Genomic DNA, 21,870 nt, shown 5'->3' on the forward strand with positions numbered 1-21,870 from the left:
TGCTCCACCGCCGACGTCTACCGCGAGGGCGAGTGCCTCGACTACTTCCCGAACCGCGTCGAGGATCCCACCCTCGTGCGCCCCGAGATGTGGAAGTAAGCTGCGCACCACCTCTGCGCGAGAGCGTTTGCAAGGAACCCGCTTCGGCGGGTTCCTTTTTTTGTTAGGGCCTTCAAAAATTGTGCACCTGAGTAATTAGATTTTCTCAACTGCACAAAAGGCCTGATGTGGTAAGGTATAAAGCTAAGTCAGGGCATTATTGAAAGGAGAAGCCATGACCGCTTTCTATTTGACACCCGAAGGGGCGGGTGATTCCCATGAGTAACGCAACTCCCGTGAAGAGCACCACCTACGCCGAGGCTACCGAGGCGGAGAAGCACGCCGTTTTGCGCAAGGTGACGGGGTCTTCCTTCCTCGGTAACTTCATCGAGTGGTTCGATTATGCGAGCTATTCCTACCTGGCCACCGTTATCGCGCTGGTGTTCTTCCCCTCCGAGGATCGTTTCGTAGGCGTGATGAGCACCTTCGCCGTGTTCGCCCTCTCGTTCCTCGTGCGTCCTATCGGCGCAATCTTCTGGGGCAACATGGGCGACAAGAAGGGTCGCAAGTGGGCGCTGTCAGTGTCCATCCTCATGATGAGCGGCGCCACCTTCCTCATCGGCTGTTTGCCCGGCTATGCCATGATCGGCATTGGTGCCCCGCTGCTGCTCCTGCTGCTGCGCATGGTGCAGTCGTTCTCGGCTGCGGGCGAGTACGCCGGCGCGGCGACCTTCATCGCCGAGTACGCGCCGCACAACCATCGCGGCTTCTACTGCTCCATGGTGCCGGCCTCTACGGCCACGGGCCTGCTCGTGGGCTCGCTTCTGGCCACCTTCATGTTCAACATGTGGGGCGCCGATTCGGCTTTCGTGGTGGACTGGGGCTGGCGCATCCCGTTCTGGCTGGCGCTGCCTTTGGGCTACATCACCCACTACATCCGTACCCACCTGGAGGATTCTCCGGTATATGCCCAGATGCAGGATCGCATGAAAGAGATGGGCGAGAAGGTGGAGCATCCTATCCGCACGCTGTTCAAGAAGCACTTCCGCGTGCTCGTCATCTCGTTCGGCGCCTGCGTGCTGAACGCCGTGGGCTTCTACGCGGTGCTCACCTACCTGCCGAACTACCTGGAGACGGTGCTCGAGTACAACCCCGGTGATGCATCTACCATCACCACCATCGTGCTCATTGTCTACATCGGCTTCATCTTCCTGTCGGGCCGCATCTCCGACCGTTTCGGCCGCAAGAAGATGCTCATCGGCGCCTGCGTGGGCTTCATCGTGTTCACGGTGCCCGCCTTCATGCTGCTCGGCACGATGAACTTCTGGGTGATCTTGCTGGTCGAGCTGGTGATGTGCCTCATCCTCACCATCAACGACGGCACGCTGGCGAGTTATCTGACCGAGACGTTCCCCACCGACGTGCGCTACTCCGGCTTCGCGCTGTCCTTTAACTTGGCCAACGCCATCTTCGGCGGCTCGGCGTCGTTCATCTCCTTCTGGTTGATCGACATCACGGGCAATGCCATCGCGCCGGCGTGGTACATGGTGGTCATCGCGGTCATCGCGCTCGTGGCCATGTTCATGACCCACGATCATTCCGGCAAGAAGCTGGATGACGTGAAGTAGGCTTTTCGGTGCCGTTGGCGGGAATGCTTGCGGCACCGTGGTTGTTCGAGATTGGATGGCTGGCAGGGGGCCTCGCAATGCGGGGTCCCTTTGCGTGGGGGCCCGTGAGGAGAGGGAGTGGCGCGGGCGAGAGGCGTTTGGGGGCGGCTGCTGCCCATATGCAAGAAACCCCGCTGCCGAAATGAGGGCTGCAGCGGGGTTCTTACCTCAGAGGGCCTGCGGGTAGGGCGACCGCAGGATGTTCGGGGCGGTTAACGCCCGGATGTTAACGGATGATGACGGGCCAGTCGCTCATGGTGGGCCTCCTTGGATTCGGTGCTTTCGATGGCTTAACTATACGGCCCTTTGGCTTTACTATCAATATCTAAATTTCTAATAATAAGTTAGATAGAAAATAGTAGTAGCTAAGATAAAAATTGATAGCAATAGAAGCAGAATTTAATAGCTACTTTGTCAATAATTGCTCATAGCATCAGTGGACTTTGATATTATGGGCCATGACGCAAGCAAAGGGCTGCGGCTATCCCGAGGGGGTTTCCATGGTTCGAGGAGCGAACGACAGAGAGGCGAGGGGCGGGGCGGCTGCGGAGAACGCCGCCGAGCGCCCGCAGTTGGCCGTCGACGATGTGGTGGCGTTCATGAGCCATCCGGTGTTCTACGAGCTGCGCACGGCGGTGGATGTGGGCATTCTGCTGTTCGACGATCTGGATCGCTTCGAGCTGCCCGCCGGATACTCCAAGGAGGATATTTGGCGCATCCTCTTCTCTATCCGCAAGCAGGCGGCGGTCTACATTCCCGAAGATCCCGAGCGCGAGGCTGATATGTGGATGGTCACCACGAGCTCGCTCTCATTCAATTCCGAGATGCTGGAGGTGCGGTCGAAGGTGGATTCGTCCCTCGAGCGCTCTCTGCGCGAGATGCAAGGCTCGCCCTTCGTCACTCGGTTCATCGAGCGCACCCTGGTGGGCGGCCTGCTCGCTGAGGGCATCGTGGCCGATGAAGATCGCGTGCATGAATTGTTCACCGGTGCTGCTCCGGCCAACTCGGTCGATCAGCTCATCGCCAACTACTTCTGGCTTTCCAGCGAGTGCGACAATTTGGCTCGCCGCGAGGTGACCCACGGGCTCATCGAGAATCTCTACTACGGGCTGGTCGAGGGGGTGGATGTGGATGAGCTGCCCGAGCGCGTGCTGGCGCCGCTGGATCCGCAGCTGCCCCCGCCGCAGTCCCAGGTGCTCATGGACCTCGTCTGCACCCGGGCCCGGGAGGTGGGCGACGACATGCGCTTCGGCCCCGTGCTGCGTATCATCAACATCACCTGGTTCTTCCGCTACTTCAACGTACTGCCGCGGTTGAACGTGCTGGTGGGTCTGCTGCTGCGGAACATTCTGGCCCTGAAGTGGGGCCTGCCGGTGCTCAGCTGGTTGCCCGAGGGCTTCGATCCGAGCCTGCCCGATGCACCGGTGGACGCCCGCCGCCACCAGGCGGTGTTCGAGCACTGGTCCACCGATTACGGCTTCGGCTTCGACTTCACCCCCTATTTCGAGCTGAATCTGCGCCTGTACCTGCGGGAGTTGGAGCGCCTGGCGGTGTCCATCACCTACTTGGAGCAGCTCAACGAGCAGATCGAGCGCATCTTCGAGTCCCATATCAACCCGCGGCAGAAGTCCATTCTGGCGGCGCTCTGCCGCGAGCCGGGGGCCATTTTGCGCATCGCGCCGCACCAGCGCACCTTCCGCATCGCCTACGGCACGGCGCGGGCCGACTTCCTCGGTCTGGAGCGGGAGGGCTATCTGGTGCGCGAGCAGGAGGGGAGAGCCTTCGTCTTCCGGGCGCACCCCGACTTGCAGGGCAAGATCGTCCAGCTGGGGGCCGCGGTGGTCGACTCGGCGGAGGCGACGCTGGGGAGCGGGGCCGTTGTAGTATCCTGAGGGGAAAGCGCGGAAGGGCCGTTGCGGATGCCGTGCAGAGGGAAAGGAAGCGCCATGATTAACGAGAAGATGTACGGGCTCGGCGACGAGCCGAGTGCCATTCGCGAGCTGTTCGCCTACGGGCTTGCCCGCAAGGCCGAGATTGGGGCGGAGAACGTGTTCGACTTCTCCATCGGCAACCCCTCGGTGCCGGCGCCGGCCCTGGTGCGGGACACGCTGCTGGAACTTTTGGAGGGCGATCCGGTGGCACTGCACGCCTACTCGCCGGCTGCGGGCCTGCCCGAGGTGCGCGAGGCTATCGCCGCGGCCATCGCCGAGCGCTATGGCGTGCCGGCCACGGCGGCCCATGTGTACCTGACGGCCGGCGCGGCGGCGGCCCTGGCCTGCTCCATCGCCGCCGTGACCGAGCCGGGGGACGAGGTCGTCGTGATCTCCCCCTATTTTCCCGAGTACCGCACATGGATCGAGGCGGCCGGCTGCGCCATTGTGGAGGTACCGGCCGCCCAGCCGAGCTTCCAGCCGGACATCGAGGCGCTGCGGGCGGCTATCGGGCCCAAGACGAGCGCGATTATCATCAACACGCCGAACAACCCCGTCGGCGCCGTGTACACGCGAGAGAGCCTGGAGGCTCTGGCCGCTCTGCTGCGGGAGAAAGAGGCGGAGCTGGGCCGGCCCCTGTACCTCATCAGCGACGAGCCCTACCGCGAGATCACCTACGGGGCCTGCGTGCCCTGGGTGCCGTCGGTGTACGAGCGCACCATCGTGTGCTACTCCTATTCCAAATCGCTGTCGCTGCCGGGCGAGCGCATCGGGTGGGTGTACGTGTCTGATACGGCCGAGGACGGCGATGAGGTGGCCGTGGCCGTGGCCGGCGCCGGCCGGGCCCTGGGCTATGTGTGCGCCCCGGTCATGCTCCAGCGGGTGGCCGCCCGCTGCGTGAACGAGCCCTCGGATGTGGCGGCCTACGCCGAGAACCGGCGCCTGCTGACCGAGGGGCTTGCCGCTCTCGGCTACGAGTACGTGGAGCCCGACGGGGCCTTCTACCTGTGGGTGCGGGCACTGGAGCCCGATGCGGCCGCCTTCTCGGAGCGCGCGAAGCAGTTCGAGCTGCTCATCGTGCCCTCGGACAGCTTCGGCGTGGGCGGCTGGGTGCGCCTGTCCTACTGCATCGCCCGCGACGTCATCGAGCGCTCGATGCCGGCGTTCGCCGCCCTGAAGCAGAGCTACGAAGCCTAGGGATTGCTACGCCCCGGAGGCGGGGCGTCGAAAACAACGGGCGCGACTGCCGGAGGGAACGGGGCGGCCGCCGAAAGACAGCGAGCGCGGCTCCCGCAAGGAGAGGGCCGCGCTCGGCGGTTCTGGGGGAGGCTAGCGGAGCCGCCGGGAGAGCCAGAGGAGGACGGGGCTCGCCACGCAGAGGGCGACGAAGGTGGCGACGCGCCCGAAGGTGGGGCCCTGGTAGCCGATGAGGAAGACGCCGGCGCAGAAGGCGGCCATAACGGCGCAGAGGATGCCGAGCCAGCGCAGGTAGAGGGCGGCATGTCCAGGGACTTTGCGCGGTGTGTTCATGGGAGGCTCGCTTTCGATGGACGGGGCAGGGCACGGCATGTTCGACGCGCCGTTCGCATCATACGGCTGAAGCGGGCCCCGTGCAACGGGCGATGCCCTTAAGAGCCCCAGGTGGTGAGATATTCCAGAATCTCCTGGCGAGAGTGCAGGCCGCACTTGCTGTAAATGCGCTTGATGTGGCTGTGGGCGGTGGCGGGGGTGATGTAGAGCGCTTCGGCCACCTTCTTCTGGGTGTACCCCAGCGCGTACAGGGTGAGCACATCCACCTCCCGGTCGGATAGGAGGAACTGCTCGCCCATGGCGCGGACGCGCTTGCGCAGCGACGCGCTGATGATGCCGTCGGCATCGGAGGCGGCTGCCGAAGGAAGCGGGGCGGAGGAGGCGGCGTCTGGGTCTGCTGCGGGCGCGGGGCTATCTGTGCCGGCAGCGGCGCGGGGGTTTCCGGGTGAGCATCCGTCGGTGCAGCGGATGCAGCGCTGGGCCTGAGCCGCCGTCACTGCTTCGAATGCTGCCTTCTGCACGGCAGCCACGGCCTCGGCCACCCGGGCCGCCTCGTGCTCGGCGGCATTGCGCGTGACGGCGCCGAGGGCCTCTTCGGCCGCTGCAAGGGCTTCCTGGGTGCGATCGACGTTCTGCTGCGCCCGTTGCAGGTCGGCCTCCGCCCGAGCCTCGCGTTCCTCGGCTTGGGTGGCGGCCTCGCGATGCTCGGCCAGCAAGAACTGCACGAGCACCACCTGGGCCGACAGTAGGATAAGGGCGCCCAAGAGCGCGGTGATGAGCAGATCGTTGCCGGTGAGGGGATAGACGAAGTGCAGGGCCATACGGGCCACCGATCGCGAGCCGAAGCAGACGATCCAGCCGCCCATGGCGTAGTAGTAGGGATCGCGGTCGCCGAAGCTGGTGAACGCGATGATGACGTACCAGCAGTAGGCGCAGATTATCACGTTCAAGGTGTTCACCAGCACCGCGCCTATTTCCCACTGGAAGGGAAAGGCGCCGAACAGGACCAGGGAGCCGGCGGCGAGGCTTTCCATGACAAGGAAGATACCCACGGTCATGACGCGCTCGCGGCGGCGCACGACGAGGATGGCGAGCAGGGCGCACAGGGCGATGGCGCAGGCGGCGTAGGCCAGGCGCGTGGCCGGAGTGAAGGGAATGGGCAGGCCGTCGGGGTAGCCGCGCAGAAAGCCGTCCACGAAGCTGAGGAGCCCCATGCCGGCAGTGCAGGCCACGAGAAACCGCGTGTCCTGGATATGGCTGCGGGCGAAGGTGAAGAAGGTACGGGCCCGGCGGTGCAGCCGCTCGACGGCCAGTCCGTCGCGCAGGGCGGCCGGCCCCAGCAGGGCGAGCTGGGCAAGGATGAGCGCTGCCCCGATGATGTTCTGGCCGCGCACTGGCAGAAACGACAGGGCGTAAACGAGCGCCTCGCTCGCGATGAATGCTCCGAAGACGAACAGCGCCGCAGTGATCTCGTCGGTGCCGCGCAGGCAGCGCAGCCAGTAGAACATGCACAGGGACAGCGCGATGGTGCTGAGCACGCTGAGAACGAAGGCGGTGGAGGCAAGGGCGGGATCGGTGTCGTCCAAGACCGAAAGGGCCATGGAGGCGGCCGCAGCTCCCATGGTGCTGGCGATGAAGGCCCATTGGACCGTGGTATCGCTGAGCACCTGGTGGGATCGGATGAGCACGAGCAGGGCGAGGCCGAACAGAACGCAGGTGACGAGCATGGCGCCGTCGGTGAAGATGCCGTCATCAGTGGAGGCGTAGCTGCCGTAGCAGGCCACGATGAGCGCCGTGCGGGCGCATACCATGCCGGTGAGCATGGGCCAGAACGTCTTGAAGCGGCTGACAAGGCCGGCGAGCACCGCGCCCACGATTCCCCCCTTCTCCTCCTGAAAATAATGACCTGTTGACTCCATGATAATGCTTGCGCGGCGGTTTCTGCCGCTGGTTCCATCTTGTTACGTATCTGCAAAATGACATCGCCTGAAAGAGGGGAATCTGCGCGAAAAGGTCATGGTAGGCTGGCATAAACTCCAGGAAGGGCCGGGACGCGCGACTGCGGGCCTTCCGTTGCGTTGTGAGAAGGAGGTCGCCTTATGAGCGAGCGAGACATCTACCATGAACCGCCGACCCGCGTGCTGCTGCGCACGGCCGACGCCTATCAGACCGAGTCGATGGACGAAGTGGCCGGCTACTCTGAGCAGCTGCTGTCCATTGTGGCCGACTACCGCAACGGCGGTCGGCCCGAAGGGGCCAACGCCCAGGCCATGGTGGGCAAATCGAAGCGCGGAGAGGTGGCGTTCCGCCTGTTCGCCCGCGTGAACCCGACCACGCGCGTCATTGAGGCGGCGGGGTTCAAGACGCGGGGCTGTTTGGCCATGACCGGCTGTGCCAGCGCGACATGCGCGCTCGTCGAGGGGCGTACCCTCCAGGAGGCGCTGGCGCTTACGGTCGACGAGGTGCGCGCGGCCGTGGGCGGCGTGCCCGCGGGCAAGGCGAACACGCTGGCATTTTCCGTGGAAGCGGTGCGGGCCCTGGTGGGCGATTTCCTCGTGCGGGAAGGGGCCGGCCTTGAGGGGCTGGACGCGATGGTGCCCTGCGACCCCTACGGGGTGGATTGCCTGATGTGCGAGCATTGCTCTCTGCGCGATACCCGCAACGACCTGCTGATGGCATCGCTGGACGACTAAGGGCTCGAAGTGGGACACCCCTACCGGGTAAGGCTGTTCCACGTTTCGGAAACGGGACAGTCTGGGACAGCTTTACCCGGTAGGGGTGTCCCAGCGGGAGGTGAGCGCTGTGCGCGAGGAAGATGAGATTCGGGCGGCAGTCGTCGCCCTGGCCGAGGCCCAGGCGGCCGGCGGGGACGTGTCCGCGGACCTGCCCCACGGCGAGGCCCTGGCCGCTGCCGTCACTGCGGTCGACGGCGAGGACGTGGAGGTGCCGACCGATCCCGACGAAGTGCGCGAGGAGGCCCTGGCCGCCGTGTTCGATGCGGTGCGCCGCGCCACGCGCGCGAGCCGCCTGTCGCAGCCCTGCGATTGGGAGGCCTCCGGCCTCGTGCCGCCGAGCATGACGGCGGAGGATGTGGAGATGGCCGTCTACGACCGCCTGGTGGAAGCCGGTGCGCTGATGCCTGCGCAGGACACAGGCGACGCTCATTCTGCGAGCGCCGCCCCTTCGCGACCGGTCAACAAGCACGTGAAATCCCCTTTCTCGTCCTCCAACGGCCGTGCTGTGGGCGCTTCCCCGTTCAAGCGCAAGGACTCCCCGGTAAAGGAGGAGCCCGAGGCCTCGATAGCGGAAGAGCGCAGAGGAGGTGCCGGGTGTTCCGACCGAGCGAGTTCCGCAGCGACGGGAACAGCCCAGCGGGCTGTTCCCCAAAGCGAGGACTGTCTGAGCGAATCGGAATGCCCGGCACCTCCGACTGAGGGGAGCCGCGAGAGCGAATCGGTGCGTCGGGTTGCTCCATCCGAGACGGCTTGCGATTGCACGGGTATCCGTCTGCTCATGGGGCGTGAGAGCTACTACCTGTATGACAGCGCCGCCATGACCGATGCCTACGCCCGCTGGGCCTTTCTGGCGGCCGAGGACGACCCCGTCGCGACCTTCGTGGAATGTGCGCGCGAGGAGTCGTCGGTCTATCCGCGGCCCATGGCGGTCTCGTCGCTGGCCAACGAGCCCTTCTGTATGGACGCTGCGGCGGTGGAGGCCGCCTTCGCCGAGGCGCGGGCCCAGGGCCGTGCCAACGATATCGAGCGCATCGAGGCGTCGAACGGCGACGTGTACTTCTATTCCACGCGCTTTCTCAGCCCCCGCCGCGCCAAGGCCCTCGCCGAATGGGATGCCGTCGAGCGCGGCCGTAACGTCTAAAAGCCGCCGTCTTCCCTTCTGGGGTCAGGCCAAGTACCAGGCAGCCCGTTTCCGACACTCGCAAGGAAGTTTCTGTCGGAAAAGGGCTGTTTGGTGGTTGAGGCACCTCCCAGCTCCCCGGCGACGGCTGAAATGCCAGAAGCTGCCCCCCGCTTCTCTTGCCCAAGAAGGGGGGCGGTTCAGGTATGGGTCGGGGTCTTGCCCCGTGGATCTCGCCCACTGGCGGTGCTTAGGCGGCAGAATTGGTGGGTTTGGTATGCCAAAAATGGGGGATTGGGTACTTGTGGATTGTAAAATCCCAGGTCGATTGTTTCTCGGATGAACTTTTGTGGTACCAAACCCCTCATTCTTGACGGTAATGCCAGAAGGGTGGCGTAGGGGGTGGGGCGCACCTGAGGAAGAGGAATGCAGTGCTTATAGGGAAGGATGCAGCGCCTATAAGGAGAGATGCAGTGCCTATAAGGAAGGGGGCGGCTCCTGTGAGAAAAGAGGCGTAACGCCAATGGGGAAGGAGGGCGCGGTTTCTGCGAGGAGAGCGTATGGCGCCAACGAGGGGAGACGCGGCTCTTGTGAGGAGGCGAGCACAACGTCAGCGAGGAAGGCCCCGCGGCTCTGAGCTGAACCGCACCGCCAAGTCTGGGCTTTCGTTTCTTCGCTCAAGATTTGGGGTGCGGTTCGCCTTCAGGTTGCAGGGTCTTCCGGTTTGAGGGGAGGAGGGGAAGCGGGTAGGGGTAAGGGCAGAGAAAAAACCTAGGCGTCGGGGAGCAGGCCCAGGGCGGCCAGGTCTTCCTTCACGTCGGGCATGTCGTAGTAATCCAGGCACTCGGCCGTGGGACAGCCCAGCTCGGGATCCCAGCCGAAGCACTCGTACATCATGGTCAGGCCGGTCTGGAAATCGTCCTTGTCCATCTTGATGGTGCCTTCGGTGAACACGGGGATATCGGGATCCTGGGTGAAGGGCCACTCGGTTACCACGTCGTGCACGGCGCGGAAGTCGTTGGTGCCCATCTTGCCTGTGGCATCGGTCATGCCGCGAGCGGTGTTGGCGCGCTGCAGGGTGGTGATCTTGCCGCCCATCTTGTACAGATCCTCGGTGGTCACGTCCTCGCCGGTGACGGCCTTCATGAACTTGGCCTCCAGATCCAAGTCGCCGCGGTAGTCGCGGGCGGCCGTGGGGCTCATGGTCATGGGCCACACCCAGTTGCACAGGGTGAGCGAGTCGTGCAGCACGTCGGTGACCACGCTCCACCAGGCGAAGTTCGCCTTGTACTCGTTCATGGGGGTGTAGTTCTTGTCAGGATCGATGGCGCTCGCGTCGCCCCATACCTCGGCGGCGATCTGCTGCTTCAGCTCGAAGGGCAGGCCGCACCCCTGGAAGTTCACGGCGGAGTGGATCATGTCGTCGCGGTTGAACACCATGTTGTACAGAAGGCCCACCTGGCCGAAGCACTCGTGGGCGTGGTGCACCGGCCAGCCGCGGGGGTTGATGATGCAGGAGGCCACGGTGTCGTTCCATACGGCGTCATCCCAGCGGTCGGTCCACACGAGAGGCCCGTAGCCCACATAGGCCAGCTCCGAATCGTTCTTGGCGATCTTCGTCAGCAGCTCGGCCATGATGGAGGGGTCGTTGTTTTGGAACTTGGTCCAGTCGAAGGCGGCGTACTCCTCGGCCGGCAGCACGCGCTCGAAGACGCCGCTGGCATAGCAGTGGGCGATGTCGCGGTAAATTTGGCCGTAATTGCACCACAGCCCCAGATCATCCATGACCGAGCCGGTCACCTGGTCCCAGATGAGAGCGTCTTCGCTGGCGGCCTTCACCGGCGTCTTGTCGCCCAGGATGCCGATCATGTAGTTGGTGAAGGGGAAGTTCGGCACGCAGGTGTTGCCGGTGATCTCGTAGCCGCCGTTCGCGGCGCTGGCCGGCACGCGCATGTCGGAGTAGCAATGGATGGGGCAGCTGTGGCAGCCGTCCATCTTGATGGTGTACTTCTCGGCCTCGGGACCCTCGTCCTTGAAGGACTTCATGCAGCGGTAGCCCACGGTGTTGATCTCGCCGGGCTTCGGCTCGCCGGTCTCGATGGGACCGCCCTCGGCTAGCGCCCAGGTGAGGCCCTTCTGGGCCGTCCAGCGGCTGCCCTTGTCGAAGTATTCGGCCCATTCCTGCTGGGTGGAGGGTACCACGTGGTTGTTGTTGGAGCCGACGATCTCGCGCAGCATGTAGTCGGACAGATCGGCCACGGCCTGCGGATCGGCCACATATATCGGCTGGGTTCCGCGCACCACGAGGGCCTTCAGCTTCTTGGAGCCGAGCACCGAAGCGGTGCCGGCGCCGGCGGAATGGTTGCGGGAGTTGATGATGCAGGCGTAGGGCAGGAGGTTCTCGCCGGCCGGTCCGATGGTGGCCACGCAGAAGTCGGTGCCCTCGCGGCGCGAGAGCGCCTCGGTGGTGGCGCGGGTGCCCAGGCCCCAGTACTTGTCGGCGGGCTTGATTTCCACGTCGTCGTCATCGATCTTCAGATAGACGGGCACGTCAGAGGCTCCCTCGATGATGATGGCATCCCAGCCGGCCTTCTTGATGGCAGCGCCGATCATGCCGCCGGTGTGGGCGTCTACCACCTGGTGGTCTTTGGTGTAGGTGGAAAGGGACGCGATGGTGGTGCGCCCGGCCAGGGGCACGCCGGTGGCCGTGAGGGGGCCCACGGCGAAGACCACCTTGTTCTCAGGAGAAAGGGGATCGGTGCCGGCGGGCACCTCGTCGTACATAATCTTATTGGCAATGCCCATGCCGCCCAGGTACGCCTTGTAGGGGTCGGTCGGGGTTACCGAGATGGTTCCGTCGGTCAGGTTGACGCGGAGGATCTTGCCGGTCCAGCCATAGGACTTGGTGGGATCCAATTTTGAATCAGCCATGATGAAGCTCCAAATCTCTTCGTGTACTCATGTTGCGTGGGTCCATCGGCGCGATCTGGAGTAATCGTCGCTGATCAGTATATATATGAGCGAGGGGAAAACCGTACCCTCAATGAGGGGATAGTTTTCAACGGGCGGGCAACGGGGCGGCGACGGGAACTCAAGGGAAAGGCAAGCATTGGGCAATTCCCCCCAAAGAGGGCACACAAACTCTTCATCCATGACTATGATGCCCCTTGTTGCGTGGCGTCGCGATCTTGGGTTCTCTCTAAGACTTGCTTTCGTTCCAAGGGGGAGTTCAAATGTCAGACACCCAGAAAACTGAAACTGTGGCCACCGAGCAGCCTCCCGCTGCGGCCACTCCTGCCGCTGTCGGTGCCGAGGCTGTTCCGGCCGACAAGAAGCAGCCCTTCTTCACGCGGCGCACCGTGTTGGCCATGACCGGCTGCGGCGTGGCCGGCCTCGTGGTCGGCGGCGTGCTGGCCTCCTGGGGCGTGACCACCCAGTCCATCGCCTCGGGCCGCATCGAACTGCGCACCACGCCTGCGAAGATGATCGTGACCGATCGCGCCCGCTGCTCTGGATGCCAGCGTTGCGAGATGATGTGCACCCTGAAAAACGACGGGGCCGCCCAGCAGTCCATCGCCCGGGTGCGCGTGTGGGACAACTACAACTTCGGTGCCGGCGTAGATACCAACGACGGTATCTTCGGCTCCTGCCAGTTCACCGTGCAGTCCTGCAAACAGTGCGCCGATCCCCAGTGCGCCAAGTACTGCCCCGTGCATGCCATTTCCGCCGATGCGGAAACGGGGGCGCGCGTGGTGGACGAGGCGGCCTGCATCGGTTGCGGCATGTGCTCGGCCGCCTGCCCGTGGGGCATGCCCCAGGTGAATGCCCAGACCGGCACCTCTACCAAGTGCGTCTCCTGCGGCCGCTGCGCCGAGCAGTGTCCCAACGGCGCCATCAAGTTCATCGATTGGGAAGATATCGCGCAGAAGGCCATCGATGGGGGCGTTGTCTCTACGACGACCCTCGTGGAAGCCTAGGGTGACCCCGGTTCGCGGAACCTGTGGGTCCCTTCGCTTATCATAAGAGAGGATAGAGCAATGTCAGCAAAGGTCATAACCAGGCGGGGCTTTGTAGCCGCCGGTGTCGCGGGGGCCGCTCTGGCGGCGTCGGGCGCGACGCTCGCGGGCTGCGCCGCGGGATCGACCACCGAGAAGGCCTACGCGGCCGACGTGGTGAACACCCAGTGCACCGTCTGTCCCAACCAGTGCGGCTATGCCGCCTACGTGGTCGATGGGAGCATCGACAAAGTGGTGGGGAACGCCGCCGATCCCCACGCTGCCGGCACCCTGTGCGCCCGCGGTTTCGGCATGGCGACGGCAGCTGCCTCGGCCGATCGGGTGGAAAGCCCCCTGCGGCGCACCGAGGACGGTCGCTTCGAGGCGGTCTCGTGGGACGAGGCCCTCGGCCAGATCGGCCGCACCCTCGCCGATATACGGCAGGACGCCGGCGGGTCGGCCCTGGCCGCCATTACCGACGGCGCCTCCACGGCCCAGTGGTACGTCCGCCGGCTCATGAGCGCCCTTGGCAGCCCGAATGTCTATGAGAGCGCCACCGCCGCGTCGGTCTCGGTGGCCTCGGGCCTGGCCCAGGCCACGGGCTTCACTGCCTATGAGGTCGATTACGCCCGAGCTAACATGGTGGTCATCCTGGGAGCGAGCACCGTCGAAGTGCCGAGTCCCGGAGTCGTGGCGGCTTTGGAGGAGGCGCGGGCCGCAGGGGCCCAGATCGTCATGGTGGACTCCCGCCTAGCCGCTTCAGGCAGCCTGGCCACTGAGTGGCTGCCGGTGCGTCCCGGCACGGAGCTGGCCCTGGTGCTGGCTGTGGCCCGGGGGCTGCTGGAGCGCGGCCTGGGCGCCGAGGCGCCCCTGGCCGATCTGGACCAGTGGCGAGCGGCACTGTCCGACTATACCCCGGCTTGGGCGGCCGAGGTATGCGGCCTGGGAGCCGATGCCATCGAGACGCTGACCATCGATCTGGCCCAGGCGGCCCCGGCGGCCTGCATCGACCTGTCGTGGATGGCGCTGTTCGGCGGATCCTACGGCAACACCGGCGAGTTGGCCCGGGCCGCGGCCCTCGTGAACACGCTGCTCGGCTGCTGGAATGTGCCCGGGGGCGCCTACCTGGCCGCTCCCGTGGCGGCCTGGGCCGACCTGTCCGTCTCGCCACTGCCCGTGGAGGCCGTGGACGTCACGGCCGAGGCCTACCCCCTGGCTTGGGACGGCTCGGCGCCCCAGGCGCTGCGCCTCGCCCACGAGGGGGCCATCCGAGGGTTGCTGCTCGTGGACGCCAACGTGGCGGCCGAGTACCCTGACCCCGATTACGTGCGCGAGGCTCTGGAGCGCTGCACGCTGTCGGTGGCCGTGACGCCCGAGATGACGGAAACGGCTCGGTGCTGTCAGTTCGTGCTGCCCGAGAAGCTGTGGTCCGAGAGCGCCCAGCTGCCCACCGTGACCGGTGCCGTGCACCCGGTGCTGAATCTGTCATCGGCGGTAATCGAGCCCGTGGTACCTGAGGCCCGTTCCGTGGCCGAGATCGTGAGCGGCCTGGCCCAGGGGGCCGATGTGGCCGATGCCTTCAACTTCTCCGTGGCCGATGCGGCCGCCGAGATGTGCGAGGCCTGCGGGTGCACCTACGCCGGCGCCGCCACCGTGGGCACGAGTTCGCTGACTCCCTTGACGGCCGAGAACCTGGTGTGGCCCACGGCCTCGGGGAAGGTGGAGTGCGCGAGCGCCGCCTGCGAGGCGGCCGGCTACAGCGCCACCCCCACCTGGGTGGAGCCGACCGTGACCCCCGATGCCCTGGGATTCGGCTACTACCGTCTCACCACGGGCAACCAGGCGTCCCAGGCGACAACCAAGACCGCCAACGGCGCGCCCCTGGCCGCCATCGCCGAGCAGTACGGGCTCGACGGGCTGTGGGTGAATGCCGCCGCGGCCGAGGCGGCCGGCATCGCCGAGGGCGACAAGGTGGTTATCGAAAACGAGTACGCTTCCGCGCCGGCGCGGGTGCATGTGACCGAGCTCATCGAGCCGACGGCCCTGTACCTGGCGAGCCACTACGGCGTGGAGGACGACGAGCAACGGCAAGCCGATGGCTTGGGCATCCGCCAGGCGCGCTTCGTGCCGTTCGCCCTTGAGAGGGGCTACGGTGCACCGCTTCTGCAGGAGACCATGGTCACCGTGCGGAAGGCAGGTGCATGATGACACGCTACGGAATGCTCATCGATACGACTAAGTGCGTCGGCTGCTACGCCTGCCGCACGGCCTGTCAGAGGCAGAACAACCTGGATCCCGACGAGGACTTCATCCGTTACGAGCGGGCCGAGACTGGCACCTATCCCCGGGCACGGGTGGAAACAGTGCCGCTCCAGTGCATGCACTGCGACGACGCTCCCTGTGCCAGCGTATGCCCCACGGGCGCGGCCCATGTGGGCGCCGACGGCATCGTGGCCGTGGACCAGGGCCGCTGCATCGGCTGCCTGTACTGCATGAGCGCCTGCCCCTATCAGGTGCGCGTGCGCAACAGCCGCACTGGTGCTGTGGACAAGTGCCGCTTCTGCGCGGCCCACGCTGAAAAGGGGGCCGCCTCCTGCACCTGCGTGGACGCCTGTCCCACCCACGCGCGCGTCTTCGGTGATTTGGACGATCCCGATTCTGAGGTGTCCCGTGCCATTGTCGAGAAGGGCGCCAAGCCCATCGCCGGCGACCTGACCCGCGCCAAAGTCTATTACGTGAGGTGATTGAGATGACCTACGAACCTATTTGGGGATCCATCATCGCGTGGTATCTCTTCCTCGCCGGCTTGGGCGGCGGAGCCTTCGTGACGGCGGTGTTCATCCGCTTCCGCCATCCTGCCTGTGCCCGGCTCATGCGTATCGGCCGCATCATCGCCCCGACCGTGGTGATTATCGGCCTGTGCCTGCTCATGTTCGATGCGGCCGCCGGTTTCGCCCATCCACTCCGATTCGCGCTGCTGCTCACCAACTTCGGCTCAGTGATGACCTGGGGCGTGGTGTTCCTGGCCGCCTTCGTCATCGTGGCCCTCATCGTGCTCGTACTGGATTTGCTGAAGCGGGCCGTACCCGAGTGGCTTGACATTGCTGGTATGGTGCTCGGCCTGTGCGTGGCCGTCTACACCGGCTGCCTGCTCGGCGTGTGCCAGGGCTTCCCCCTGTGGAACACGGCGCTGCTGCCCATTCTGTTCCTCGTGTCCGCAGTGTCCACGGGCATGGCGGCCGTGCTGTTGGCCGGCGTGTTCGCCGCGCCCGATGAGTTCAACGCCGTGGTGGTGCTGAAGAAGTTCCACTTCTGGCTGCCCGTGGTGGAACTCGTGCTCGTGGCGGCGCTCCTGTTCGTGACAGCGGCGAACCCGAGCTCGGCGGGTTGGGAGAGCGTCATGGCGCTAATCGCGGGCCGCTGGGCCGTGTGCTTCTGGCTGCTGTTCGTGGTGATGGGTCTCGTGCTGCCCACGGTGTTGGAATGCTGGATGCTGTGGATCGCCTCCCACGAGCTGGAGACGTCCCGCACGGGCCAGATGGTGAGCGCCCTGTCCGACGCCGGCGTGCTCATCGGCGGCTTCGTCCTGCGCCTCATGATCGTGAGCGCGGCCCTGCCCATCACCATCGTGCAACCCTGGATGTTGTAGGGGCTCTCCTCTACCCGTTGCCTTGGCTGAGGTATTGATCGAGCCACTCTTCCAAACAGAGGCCGCTGGCGGTAATGGCGCTGGCGGCCTCTTTGCCGACGTAGCGGTAGTGCCACGGCTCGTAACCGATGCCGGTGACGGCGCTCTTGTCGGTGGGGTAGCGCAGGATGAAGCCGTACTCGGCGCAGTGGTCGATGAGCCAGCGCTGGGTGTCGGTGGTTTCCTGGGCTTCGTCTAACTCCTGGTAGGAGGCATCTACGAGGTCGACGGCGAAGGCGGCCTCGTGCTCGCTCGCCCCGGGGCGGGCGACCCAGAAGGAGGCGGCCTCTTCGGCATCGGTCCCGGTCAGGCCCTCCTCTTGCTCGGCCCGCTGCACGCGGGCAGCGAACAGCCGCTCCTGGTAGCTGTGGCTGCGGTAGGCCGAGCATACCTCGGGGCGCACGCCGGCGGCGGTCGCGCCGTCGAGGAGGGCCATGAGGTCGTCGAGGACGCGCCGGTCTATGGTGAGCCCGTCGGTGCCGGGGATGTCACAGCGCTCGGGCGGCTCGAAGCCCTCGGGCAGGGGGTGCGCGCCGTTGACGAGGCGCAGGTTCCAGGGCAGCTCTTCCAGGGTGAGGGGGACGTCGCCGTCGCCGCTCCCCGCCGGTGCGTTGACCGGCTCAGTGCCGTGGGCGAGCAGACCGGGGAAGGGGTGCGGCTCTGAAGGGGAATGGCTGCCGTGGGCGAGGCCGCCGCCGACCACGAGGACGGCAGCGGCGCCGCCGGCCAGGATGGCGAACTCGCGGCGGCTCAGCCGATCGGGCAGCATTCCCACGGCGGACTCCTTCCCTGTTCCGATGTGCCGATGATTGCGATGGGCCCATCATAGCCTGTGGGCAAGGGTGCGCGGGGCGGCGGCAGCGGAAAGGCGCAAGCCTTACGGGAATGTAAGCGGAGGGGGCGCCCCCCAAGGGGATGGAGGCGCCCTGGCTCCCCGCGGAGGCTCCTACCGAGGGCGCTGGCGGGTCAGCTCGAGGCCCTCTTTGCCGGTGACGGCCTCGATGTCGACGACGATGACTGCCGTGCGATGGGCCGTCTTCTCGATCTCCTCGGCGACGAAGTCGTCGAGCCCGGGGCTGTACTTGCGCCCGAGGGCCCATAGGGCCTCGAGCTTCTCCTCCTCGTCCCGGGGCGGTCGGGCTCGGCCGCGCAGGATGACGCTTCCGTAGGCGTTGGTGAGCTTCTCGGGAACCACCGTACTTGTCCCTACAACCGTGAAGCCCACGCGGGGGTTCTTGGCCAGGGCGTCCAGCTTGTGGCCCGCGGTGGCGCAATGGAGGAAGAGGCGGCCGGCCGGAGCGCTTCCGTCGGGGGCCGGGGTGCCATCGTAGGCGTAGCTCAGGGGCACGGCGTAGGGAAAGCCATGGGTGCCGGCGGTGGCGAGGGCGCCCCAGATGCCCTCGTGCAGGATGGCGGCGCACTCCTCGGCGGGCAGCTGCTGTTTTTTGCGGCGCATTTCGGGAAACATGGGAAGCTCCTCTCTTTCGGCTCGTTGGCGGCATCATAGCATGGGCGCCGTGTCTGCGCTCCCGTGCTACTCGTCGATGACCATGGTGGGCCTGTCGCGGGTGATGATCTCCTTGGCAAAGATGGTGGCGCCGAGGTGCTCTTCCACGAGGGCCGCCAGCTCGTCGGTGGCGGCGCGCAGGTCGTCGGCACGGGCCGGGTCCACCGACTCGATGATGAGGAAGGCCTTCGCCGAATCGTCGGTCAGCGCCGTGCGCTGGCCGTCGCGCCAGTTCCAGCAGCGGCAGATGGCGCCGGCGTTGTCGCGGTAGCACAGCTCCCCTTCCAGGGTGGGGGCGTCCTCCTCGTCGCCCAGGGGCAGGAAGGCGTCGCCGCCCTCGGTGATGCCCAGACGGATATCGCCGTCGAAGCAGTCGATGTCCTCGCCGCCCACGGGCAGAGCGTACTTCAGCGACACGGTGTTGTAGATGTCCACCGACGGCGTGATAGAGCCCACGGGGTTGTCCTTCAGCACGCGCTTGAGCAGGTTCTCGATGGAGCAGCGGGCGCCCTTCTTCGTCTTGAACTGCTGGTAGGCCTCGCGCCACACGGCCACCACCTCGTTCTGGGAGATGGTGTTGCTCTCCAGGTGCTGATCGGCCGCCTCGTTGGCCGCGGCCAGGGCCCGGGCGATGGCCTGGACGTGCTCGGGCGACACCGCGTCGGTCGGCTGCATGCCGTGGGCCACGACGATGCCGATACGGGCCTCGGGGAACAGGTCCCAGAAGGATTCCTCGGCCACGAACGATTTCATGATGCTCCTCTCGTTGTGGAAGGGGCGGGGGTTGACCCTCCTTCCGCCAGCCAATAAAAAAGCACTCCCGGAGTGCGCATCTTCAAAGGCCTAACGATGCGCACGCGGCGAGTGCTCGTGCCTACCCGGCGGCAGGCTATGTCGCTCGGTACTATACCGCAAGCCCAGCGGTGGGAGAAGGGTATAATGGCGCCAATGGAACCGACGATGACAATTTCACCGGAGAAGAGCCGCTACGATTTCGGCGTGGTGAGCCTGGCCACGCGCAAATCGATGCAGGGAAACAAGCGACGGGATACAAAGCCCGAGATCAAGGTGCGCCAGATGCTGCGCGCCATGGGCTTCACCGGCTACCGTTGCGATTGGAAGAAGGCTCCGGGTCGTCCCGACGTGGCCTTCGTGGGCCGCAAAAAAGCCATTTTCATTATGGGCTGTTTCTGGCATCGGTGCGCCGTGTGCAACCTGTCGGTGCCCAAGAAGAACGTCGAGTACTGGGAAGAGAAGTTCGCCCGCAACCGGGAGCGCGACGAGCGCAACCTGGCCGCCCTGGCCGAGCAGGGCTGGGACGTGCTCGTGCTGTGGGAGCATCAGCTGAAGAAAAAGGAGCTGCCGGCCACCTGGCAACTCCTCTACGAATTCGTGCGCCGCGAGAACGACCCGCCCTATGAGGAGGCGTTTCCTGAGGAAGAGGACGCTTAACGGGGACGATCTGAACGGGGGCAGTCTTACCGGGTAAGACTGCCCCCGTTTGCGTCAGGGCGCCCCTTGGGCGATGATGACGGCCGAGCTGAGTTCTCGGGTCGTCCGGCGGGTCGCTTCCCGGCTTGGGCCGGCGGCGCTCCTAGGCGATGACGTCGCCGGTGACGGAGAACGTGACCACCTGGAAGGGGATGTCCTTGCCGGCGCGGGCGTGGGCCTCGGCGGCGGCGCGCTCGAGACCGCCGCAGCAGGGCACCTCCATGCGGGCGATGGTGACCGAGGTAATGTCGTTGGCGGCGATGATGGCGGCCAGCTTGTCGGTGTAGGAGCCCTCGTCCAGCTTCGGGCAGCCAATGATGGTGACGTTGCCGGCCATGAAGCGCTCGTGGAAGCTGGCGCAGGCGAAGGCGGTGCAGTCGGCGGCAATGAGCAGGCCTCGGCCCTGGTAATAGGGGGCCTGCACGGGCACGAGTTTGATCTGGGCCGGCCACTGGGCCAGGCGGCTCGGCAGGGCGGCGGCCACGGCGGAGAGGGCGTCGGTGCTGCCGGCAGCGGGGGTCTCGGCGACGGTTGCGGCACGGTCGGAGACCGGCGCCGTGTCGGTCAGGGAACGGCTGCGGGAACCGGGGCACCCGCCGGCCGGCGCCGCGTCGGCGGCAAGGGTGCGGGCTGCTGCGCCGGGACACCCGCCCGTGGGTGCGGGAGCGTGGCCCGCGGCGGCGCGGGCGGCCAGGTGAGCCGCCACGGCGGCCTCGTCATAGGGGGCCGCTTCCCGTTCTACGAAGGTGATGGCATCGGTGGGGCAGGCTGGCAGACAATCGCCGAGGCCGTCGCAGTAGTCGTCGCGCAGCAGGCGGGCCTTGCCGTCCACCATGGCGATGGCGCCCTCGTGGCAGGCATCCACGCACAGGCGGCAGCCGATGCACTTCTCTTCGTCGATCTGGATAATCTTGCGCAGCATGAAGAACCTTTCGCTTCGGGTGATGTTCGGGAAGGCATCATACCCACTGAAAGGGAATGCGCAAGACCCTCCACGGAGAAGGTGCAAAGTTGTGAAGGGGCTGTGGGGCACCTACTCGGCAAGCAGCGCTTCGACGGCCTCCACCTTGCGGTGCAGAGTGCCGCAGTGACCGGGGCGCACGTCCGCCTTCAGGATGACCTCGGTGCGGATGCCCTGTTCGGTTAGGGCGAAGGTGGCATCGCGCACCACGGCCATTACCTCGTCCCAGGGCCCTTCTATTTCGGTGAACATGGAGGTCGTGCGGTGCGGCAGGCCCGAATCGCGGATGATGCGGATGGCCTCGGCCACATAGGGGGCCAGCTCGTCGCCCACGCCGAAGGGGGCGATGGCCACGGCAACCAGGGTGTTCATAGGCAGTCCTTTCTCGCGACCCCGGTGGGGCGCCGATGGGAAGTGGGGGCGCTAGGCGGTCTCGAAGACAAGGGGCGCGGCCGCGACATCTTCGGGGGTGGCGCGGTGCAGCTCATCGAGAAAGGCGACCTGGAAGCTGCCCGGGCCTGCGCAATGCTCGGCAGCACGGGCCCCAGCGAGGTTGTAGAGGGCCGTGGCCGTAAGGGCCGCCGTGAAGGGGTCGGTCACGCAGGCGTACACCGCCGCCACACCGCCAAGGGAGCAGCCCGAGCCCGTGACGGCGCACAGAAGCGGTGAGCCGCCCGCGGCGCGCACCACCATGGCCCCGTCGGTTACCAGATCCGCGGGGCCCGACACGGCCACGGCCCCGCCGATGAAGCGGGCCAAGGCCACGCCAGCAGCGCGGGCGGCATCTACCTCGTCGGTGGTGTCCACTCCGCGCGGGCCCTCGCCCGGCGTCTCTCCCTCGGGCGCCGCCCCGCCGCCGAGCCCCCACAGCTTCGCCAGCCCGATGATCTCCGAGGCGTTGCCGCGCACGATGGCCGGCGGCGTGGCGCGCACGGCCTGCAACAGCTCGGTGCGCAGCTGGCCGATGCCGAGCCCCACGGGGTCGAGCACCCAGGGCGTGCCTGCGACGTCGCAGGCCCGGGCCGTGCGGGGAATGGTCTGCTCGTAGACGGGCAGCAGCGTGCCCAGGTTCAGGTATACCGCCCCGCCCATGGATGCCACCTGCTCGCCCTCGTCGGGCAGGTACACCATGGCGGCCGACCCGCCGACGGCCAGCTGCGCGTTGGCCACGAAGCTCTGGGTGACGGTGTTGGTGATGGAAGGGGC

Annotated in this window: 19 protein-coding genes; 10 read left to right on the forward strand and 9 right to left on the reverse strand. The window is 66.0% G+C overall.

Annotated features, from left to right (window positions below):
• The first annotated feature begins 317 nt into the window (after nt 1-317).
• The 3 genes from ACTOXK_RS10900 (at nt 318) to ACTOXK_RS10910 (ending at nt 4,834) form a co-directional block, all read left to right on the forward strand.
• Nucleotides 318-1,667, forward strand: a complete 1,350-nt coding sequence (locus ACTOXK_RS10900; protein ID WP_482276879.1) for an MFS transporter — start codon at nt 318-320, stop codon at nt 1,665-1,667.
• A 539-nt stretch (nt 1,668-2,206) separates the two neighbouring features.
• Nucleotides 2,207-3,598 (forward strand): hypothetical protein, encoded by a 1,392-nt coding sequence (locus tag ACTOXK_RS10905; protein ID WP_482276878.1) that lies wholly within the window; start codon nt 2,207-2,209, stop codon nt 3,596-3,598.
• Between the two features lie 54 nt (nt 3,599-3,652).
• A complete protein-coding gene (locus ACTOXK_RS10910; protein WP_482276877.1) occupies nt 3,653-4,834 on the forward strand; it encodes a pyridoxal phosphate-dependent aminotransferase in 1,182 nt (393 codons plus the stop codon).
• A gap of 132 nt (nt 4,835-4,966) precedes the next feature.
• Here the strand turns inward: ACTOXK_RS10910 and ACTOXK_RS10915 are convergent, their stop codons facing one another.
• Together ACTOXK_RS10915 and ACTOXK_RS10920 are read right to left on the reverse strand one after the other, a co-directional pair.
• Nucleotides 4,967-5,167: a hypothetical protein gene (locus tag ACTOXK_RS10915; protein WP_482276876.1), complete on the reverse strand. Its 201-nt coding sequence runs from the start codon at nt 5,165-5,167 to the stop codon at nt 4,967-4,969.
• A 98-nt stretch (nt 5,168-5,265) separates the two neighbouring features.
• On the reverse strand, nt 5,266-7,041 hold the full coding sequence (locus ACTOXK_RS10920) for a helix-turn-helix transcriptional regulator (RefSeq protein ID WP_482276875.1): 1,776 nt from the start codon (nt 7,039-7,041) through the stop codon (nt 5,266-5,268).
• Nucleotides 7,042-7,266: 225 nt separating this feature from the next.
• On the opposite strand from ACTOXK_RS10920, the gene ACTOXK_RS10925 reads away from it, so the two are divergent.
• Together ACTOXK_RS10925 and ACTOXK_RS10930 are read left to right on the forward strand one after the other, a co-directional pair.
• Nucleotides 7,267-7,860, forward strand: coding sequence for an iron-sulfur cluster assembly scaffold protein (locus tag ACTOXK_RS10925; RefSeq protein ID WP_482276874.1), 594 nt, complete (start codon nt 7,267-7,269; stop codon nt 7,858-7,860).
• 109 nt (nt 7,861-7,969) lie between these two features.
• A complete protein-coding gene (locus tag ACTOXK_RS10930; RefSeq protein WP_482276873.1) occupies nt 7,970-9,043 on the forward strand; it encodes a hypothetical protein in 1,074 nt (357 codons plus the stop codon).
• A 750-nt stretch (nt 9,044-9,793) separates the two neighbouring features.
• Here the strand turns inward: ACTOXK_RS10930 and ACTOXK_RS10935 are convergent.
• The gene (locus ACTOXK_RS10935) at nt 9,794-11,953 is read right to left on the reverse strand and encodes an aldehyde ferredoxin oxidoreductase (RefSeq protein WP_482276872.1); all 2,160 of its coding nucleotides are present in this window, start codon (nt 11,951-11,953) and stop codon (nt 9,794-9,796) included.
• A gap of 302 nt (nt 11,954-12,255) precedes the next feature.
• On the opposite strand from ACTOXK_RS10935, the gene ACTOXK_RS10940 reads away from it, so the two are divergent.
• Genes ACTOXK_RS10940 through nrfD form a run of 4 tightly spaced genes read left to right on the forward strand, consistent with a single transcriptional unit; the run spans nt 12,256 to nt 16,666 of the window.
• Entirely contained in the window at nt 12,256-12,999 is a 744-nt protein-coding gene (locus ACTOXK_RS10940) for a 4Fe-4S dicluster domain-containing protein (protein ID WP_482276871.1), read from the forward strand.
• Between the two features lie 60 nt (nt 13,000-13,059).
• Nucleotides 13,060-15,222 (forward strand): molybdopterin-containing oxidoreductase family protein, encoded by a 2,163-nt coding sequence (locus tag ACTOXK_RS10945; RefSeq protein ID WP_482276870.1) that lies wholly within the window; start codon nt 13,060-13,062, stop codon nt 15,220-15,222.
• Nucleotides 15,222-15,761, forward strand: a complete 540-nt coding sequence (locus ACTOXK_RS10950) for a 4Fe-4S dicluster domain-containing protein (RefSeq protein WP_482276869.1) — start codon at nt 15,222-15,224, stop codon at nt 15,759-15,761. Before ACTOXK_RS10945 ends, ACTOXK_RS10950 begins: the two co-directional genes overlap by 1 nt.
• 5 nt (nt 15,762-15,766) lie before the next feature.
• The gene (gene nrfD / locus ACTOXK_RS10955) at nt 15,767-16,666 is read left to right on the forward strand and encodes an NrfD/PsrC family molybdoenzyme membrane anchor subunit (RefSeq protein ID WP_482276868.1); all 900 of its coding nucleotides are present in this window, start codon (nt 15,767-15,769) and stop codon (nt 16,664-16,666) included.
• A 10-nt stretch (nt 16,667-16,676) separates the two neighbouring features.
• Here the strand turns inward: nrfD and ACTOXK_RS10960 are convergent, their stop codons facing one another.
• From ACTOXK_RS10960 to ACTOXK_RS10970, 3 genes are all read right to left on the reverse strand, one after another.
• Nucleotides 16,677-17,474 carry a M15 family metallopeptidase gene (locus tag ACTOXK_RS10960; RefSeq protein WP_482276882.1) on the reverse strand — a complete coding sequence of 266 codons (798 nt, stop codon included), beginning with the start codon at nt 17,472-17,474 and terminating at the stop codon, nt 16,677-16,679.
• A gap of 177 nt (nt 17,475-17,651) precedes the next feature.
• A complete protein-coding gene (locus ACTOXK_RS10965) occupies nt 17,652-18,173 on the reverse strand; it encodes a pyridoxamine 5'-phosphate oxidase family protein (RefSeq protein WP_482276866.1) in 522 nt (173 codons plus the stop codon).
• Between the two features lie 66 nt (nt 18,174-18,239).
• Nucleotides 18,240-18,965 (reverse strand): B3/B4 domain-containing protein, encoded by a 726-nt coding sequence (locus ACTOXK_RS10970; protein WP_482276865.1) that lies wholly within the window; start codon nt 18,963-18,965, stop codon nt 18,240-18,242.
• A gap of 207 nt (nt 18,966-19,172) precedes the next feature.
• Here ACTOXK_RS10970 and ACTOXK_RS10975 point away from each other — a divergent pair, with 207 nt between their 5' ends.
• Nucleotides 19,173-19,664, forward strand: a complete 492-nt coding sequence (locus ACTOXK_RS10975) for a very short patch repair endonuclease (protein ID WP_482276864.1) — start codon at nt 19,173-19,175, stop codon at nt 19,662-19,664.
• 142 nt (nt 19,665-19,806) lie between these two features.
• On the opposite strand, the gene ACTOXK_RS10980 is transcribed toward ACTOXK_RS10975, so the two are convergent.
• The 3 genes from ACTOXK_RS10980 to thiM form a co-directional block, all read right to left on the reverse strand.
• On the reverse strand, nt 19,807-20,625 hold the full coding sequence (locus ACTOXK_RS10980) for an ATP-binding protein (RefSeq protein ID WP_482276863.1): 819 nt from the start codon (nt 20,623-20,625) through the stop codon (nt 19,807-19,809).
• Between the two features lie 111 nt (nt 20,626-20,736).
• Complete coding sequence (locus tag ACTOXK_RS10985) at nt 20,737-21,036, reverse strand: MTH1187 family thiamine-binding protein (protein ID WP_482276862.1); 300 nt, start codon at nt 21,034-21,036, stop codon at nt 20,737-20,739.
• Nucleotides 21,037-21,087: 51 nt separating this feature from the next.
• The coding region (thiM, locus tag ACTOXK_RS10990; protein WP_482279933.1) for a hydroxyethylthiazole kinase at nt 21,088-21,870 on the reverse strand (783 nt) is incomplete at its 5' end.

It is taken from the genome of Adlercreutzia sp. (assembly GCF_056795635.1).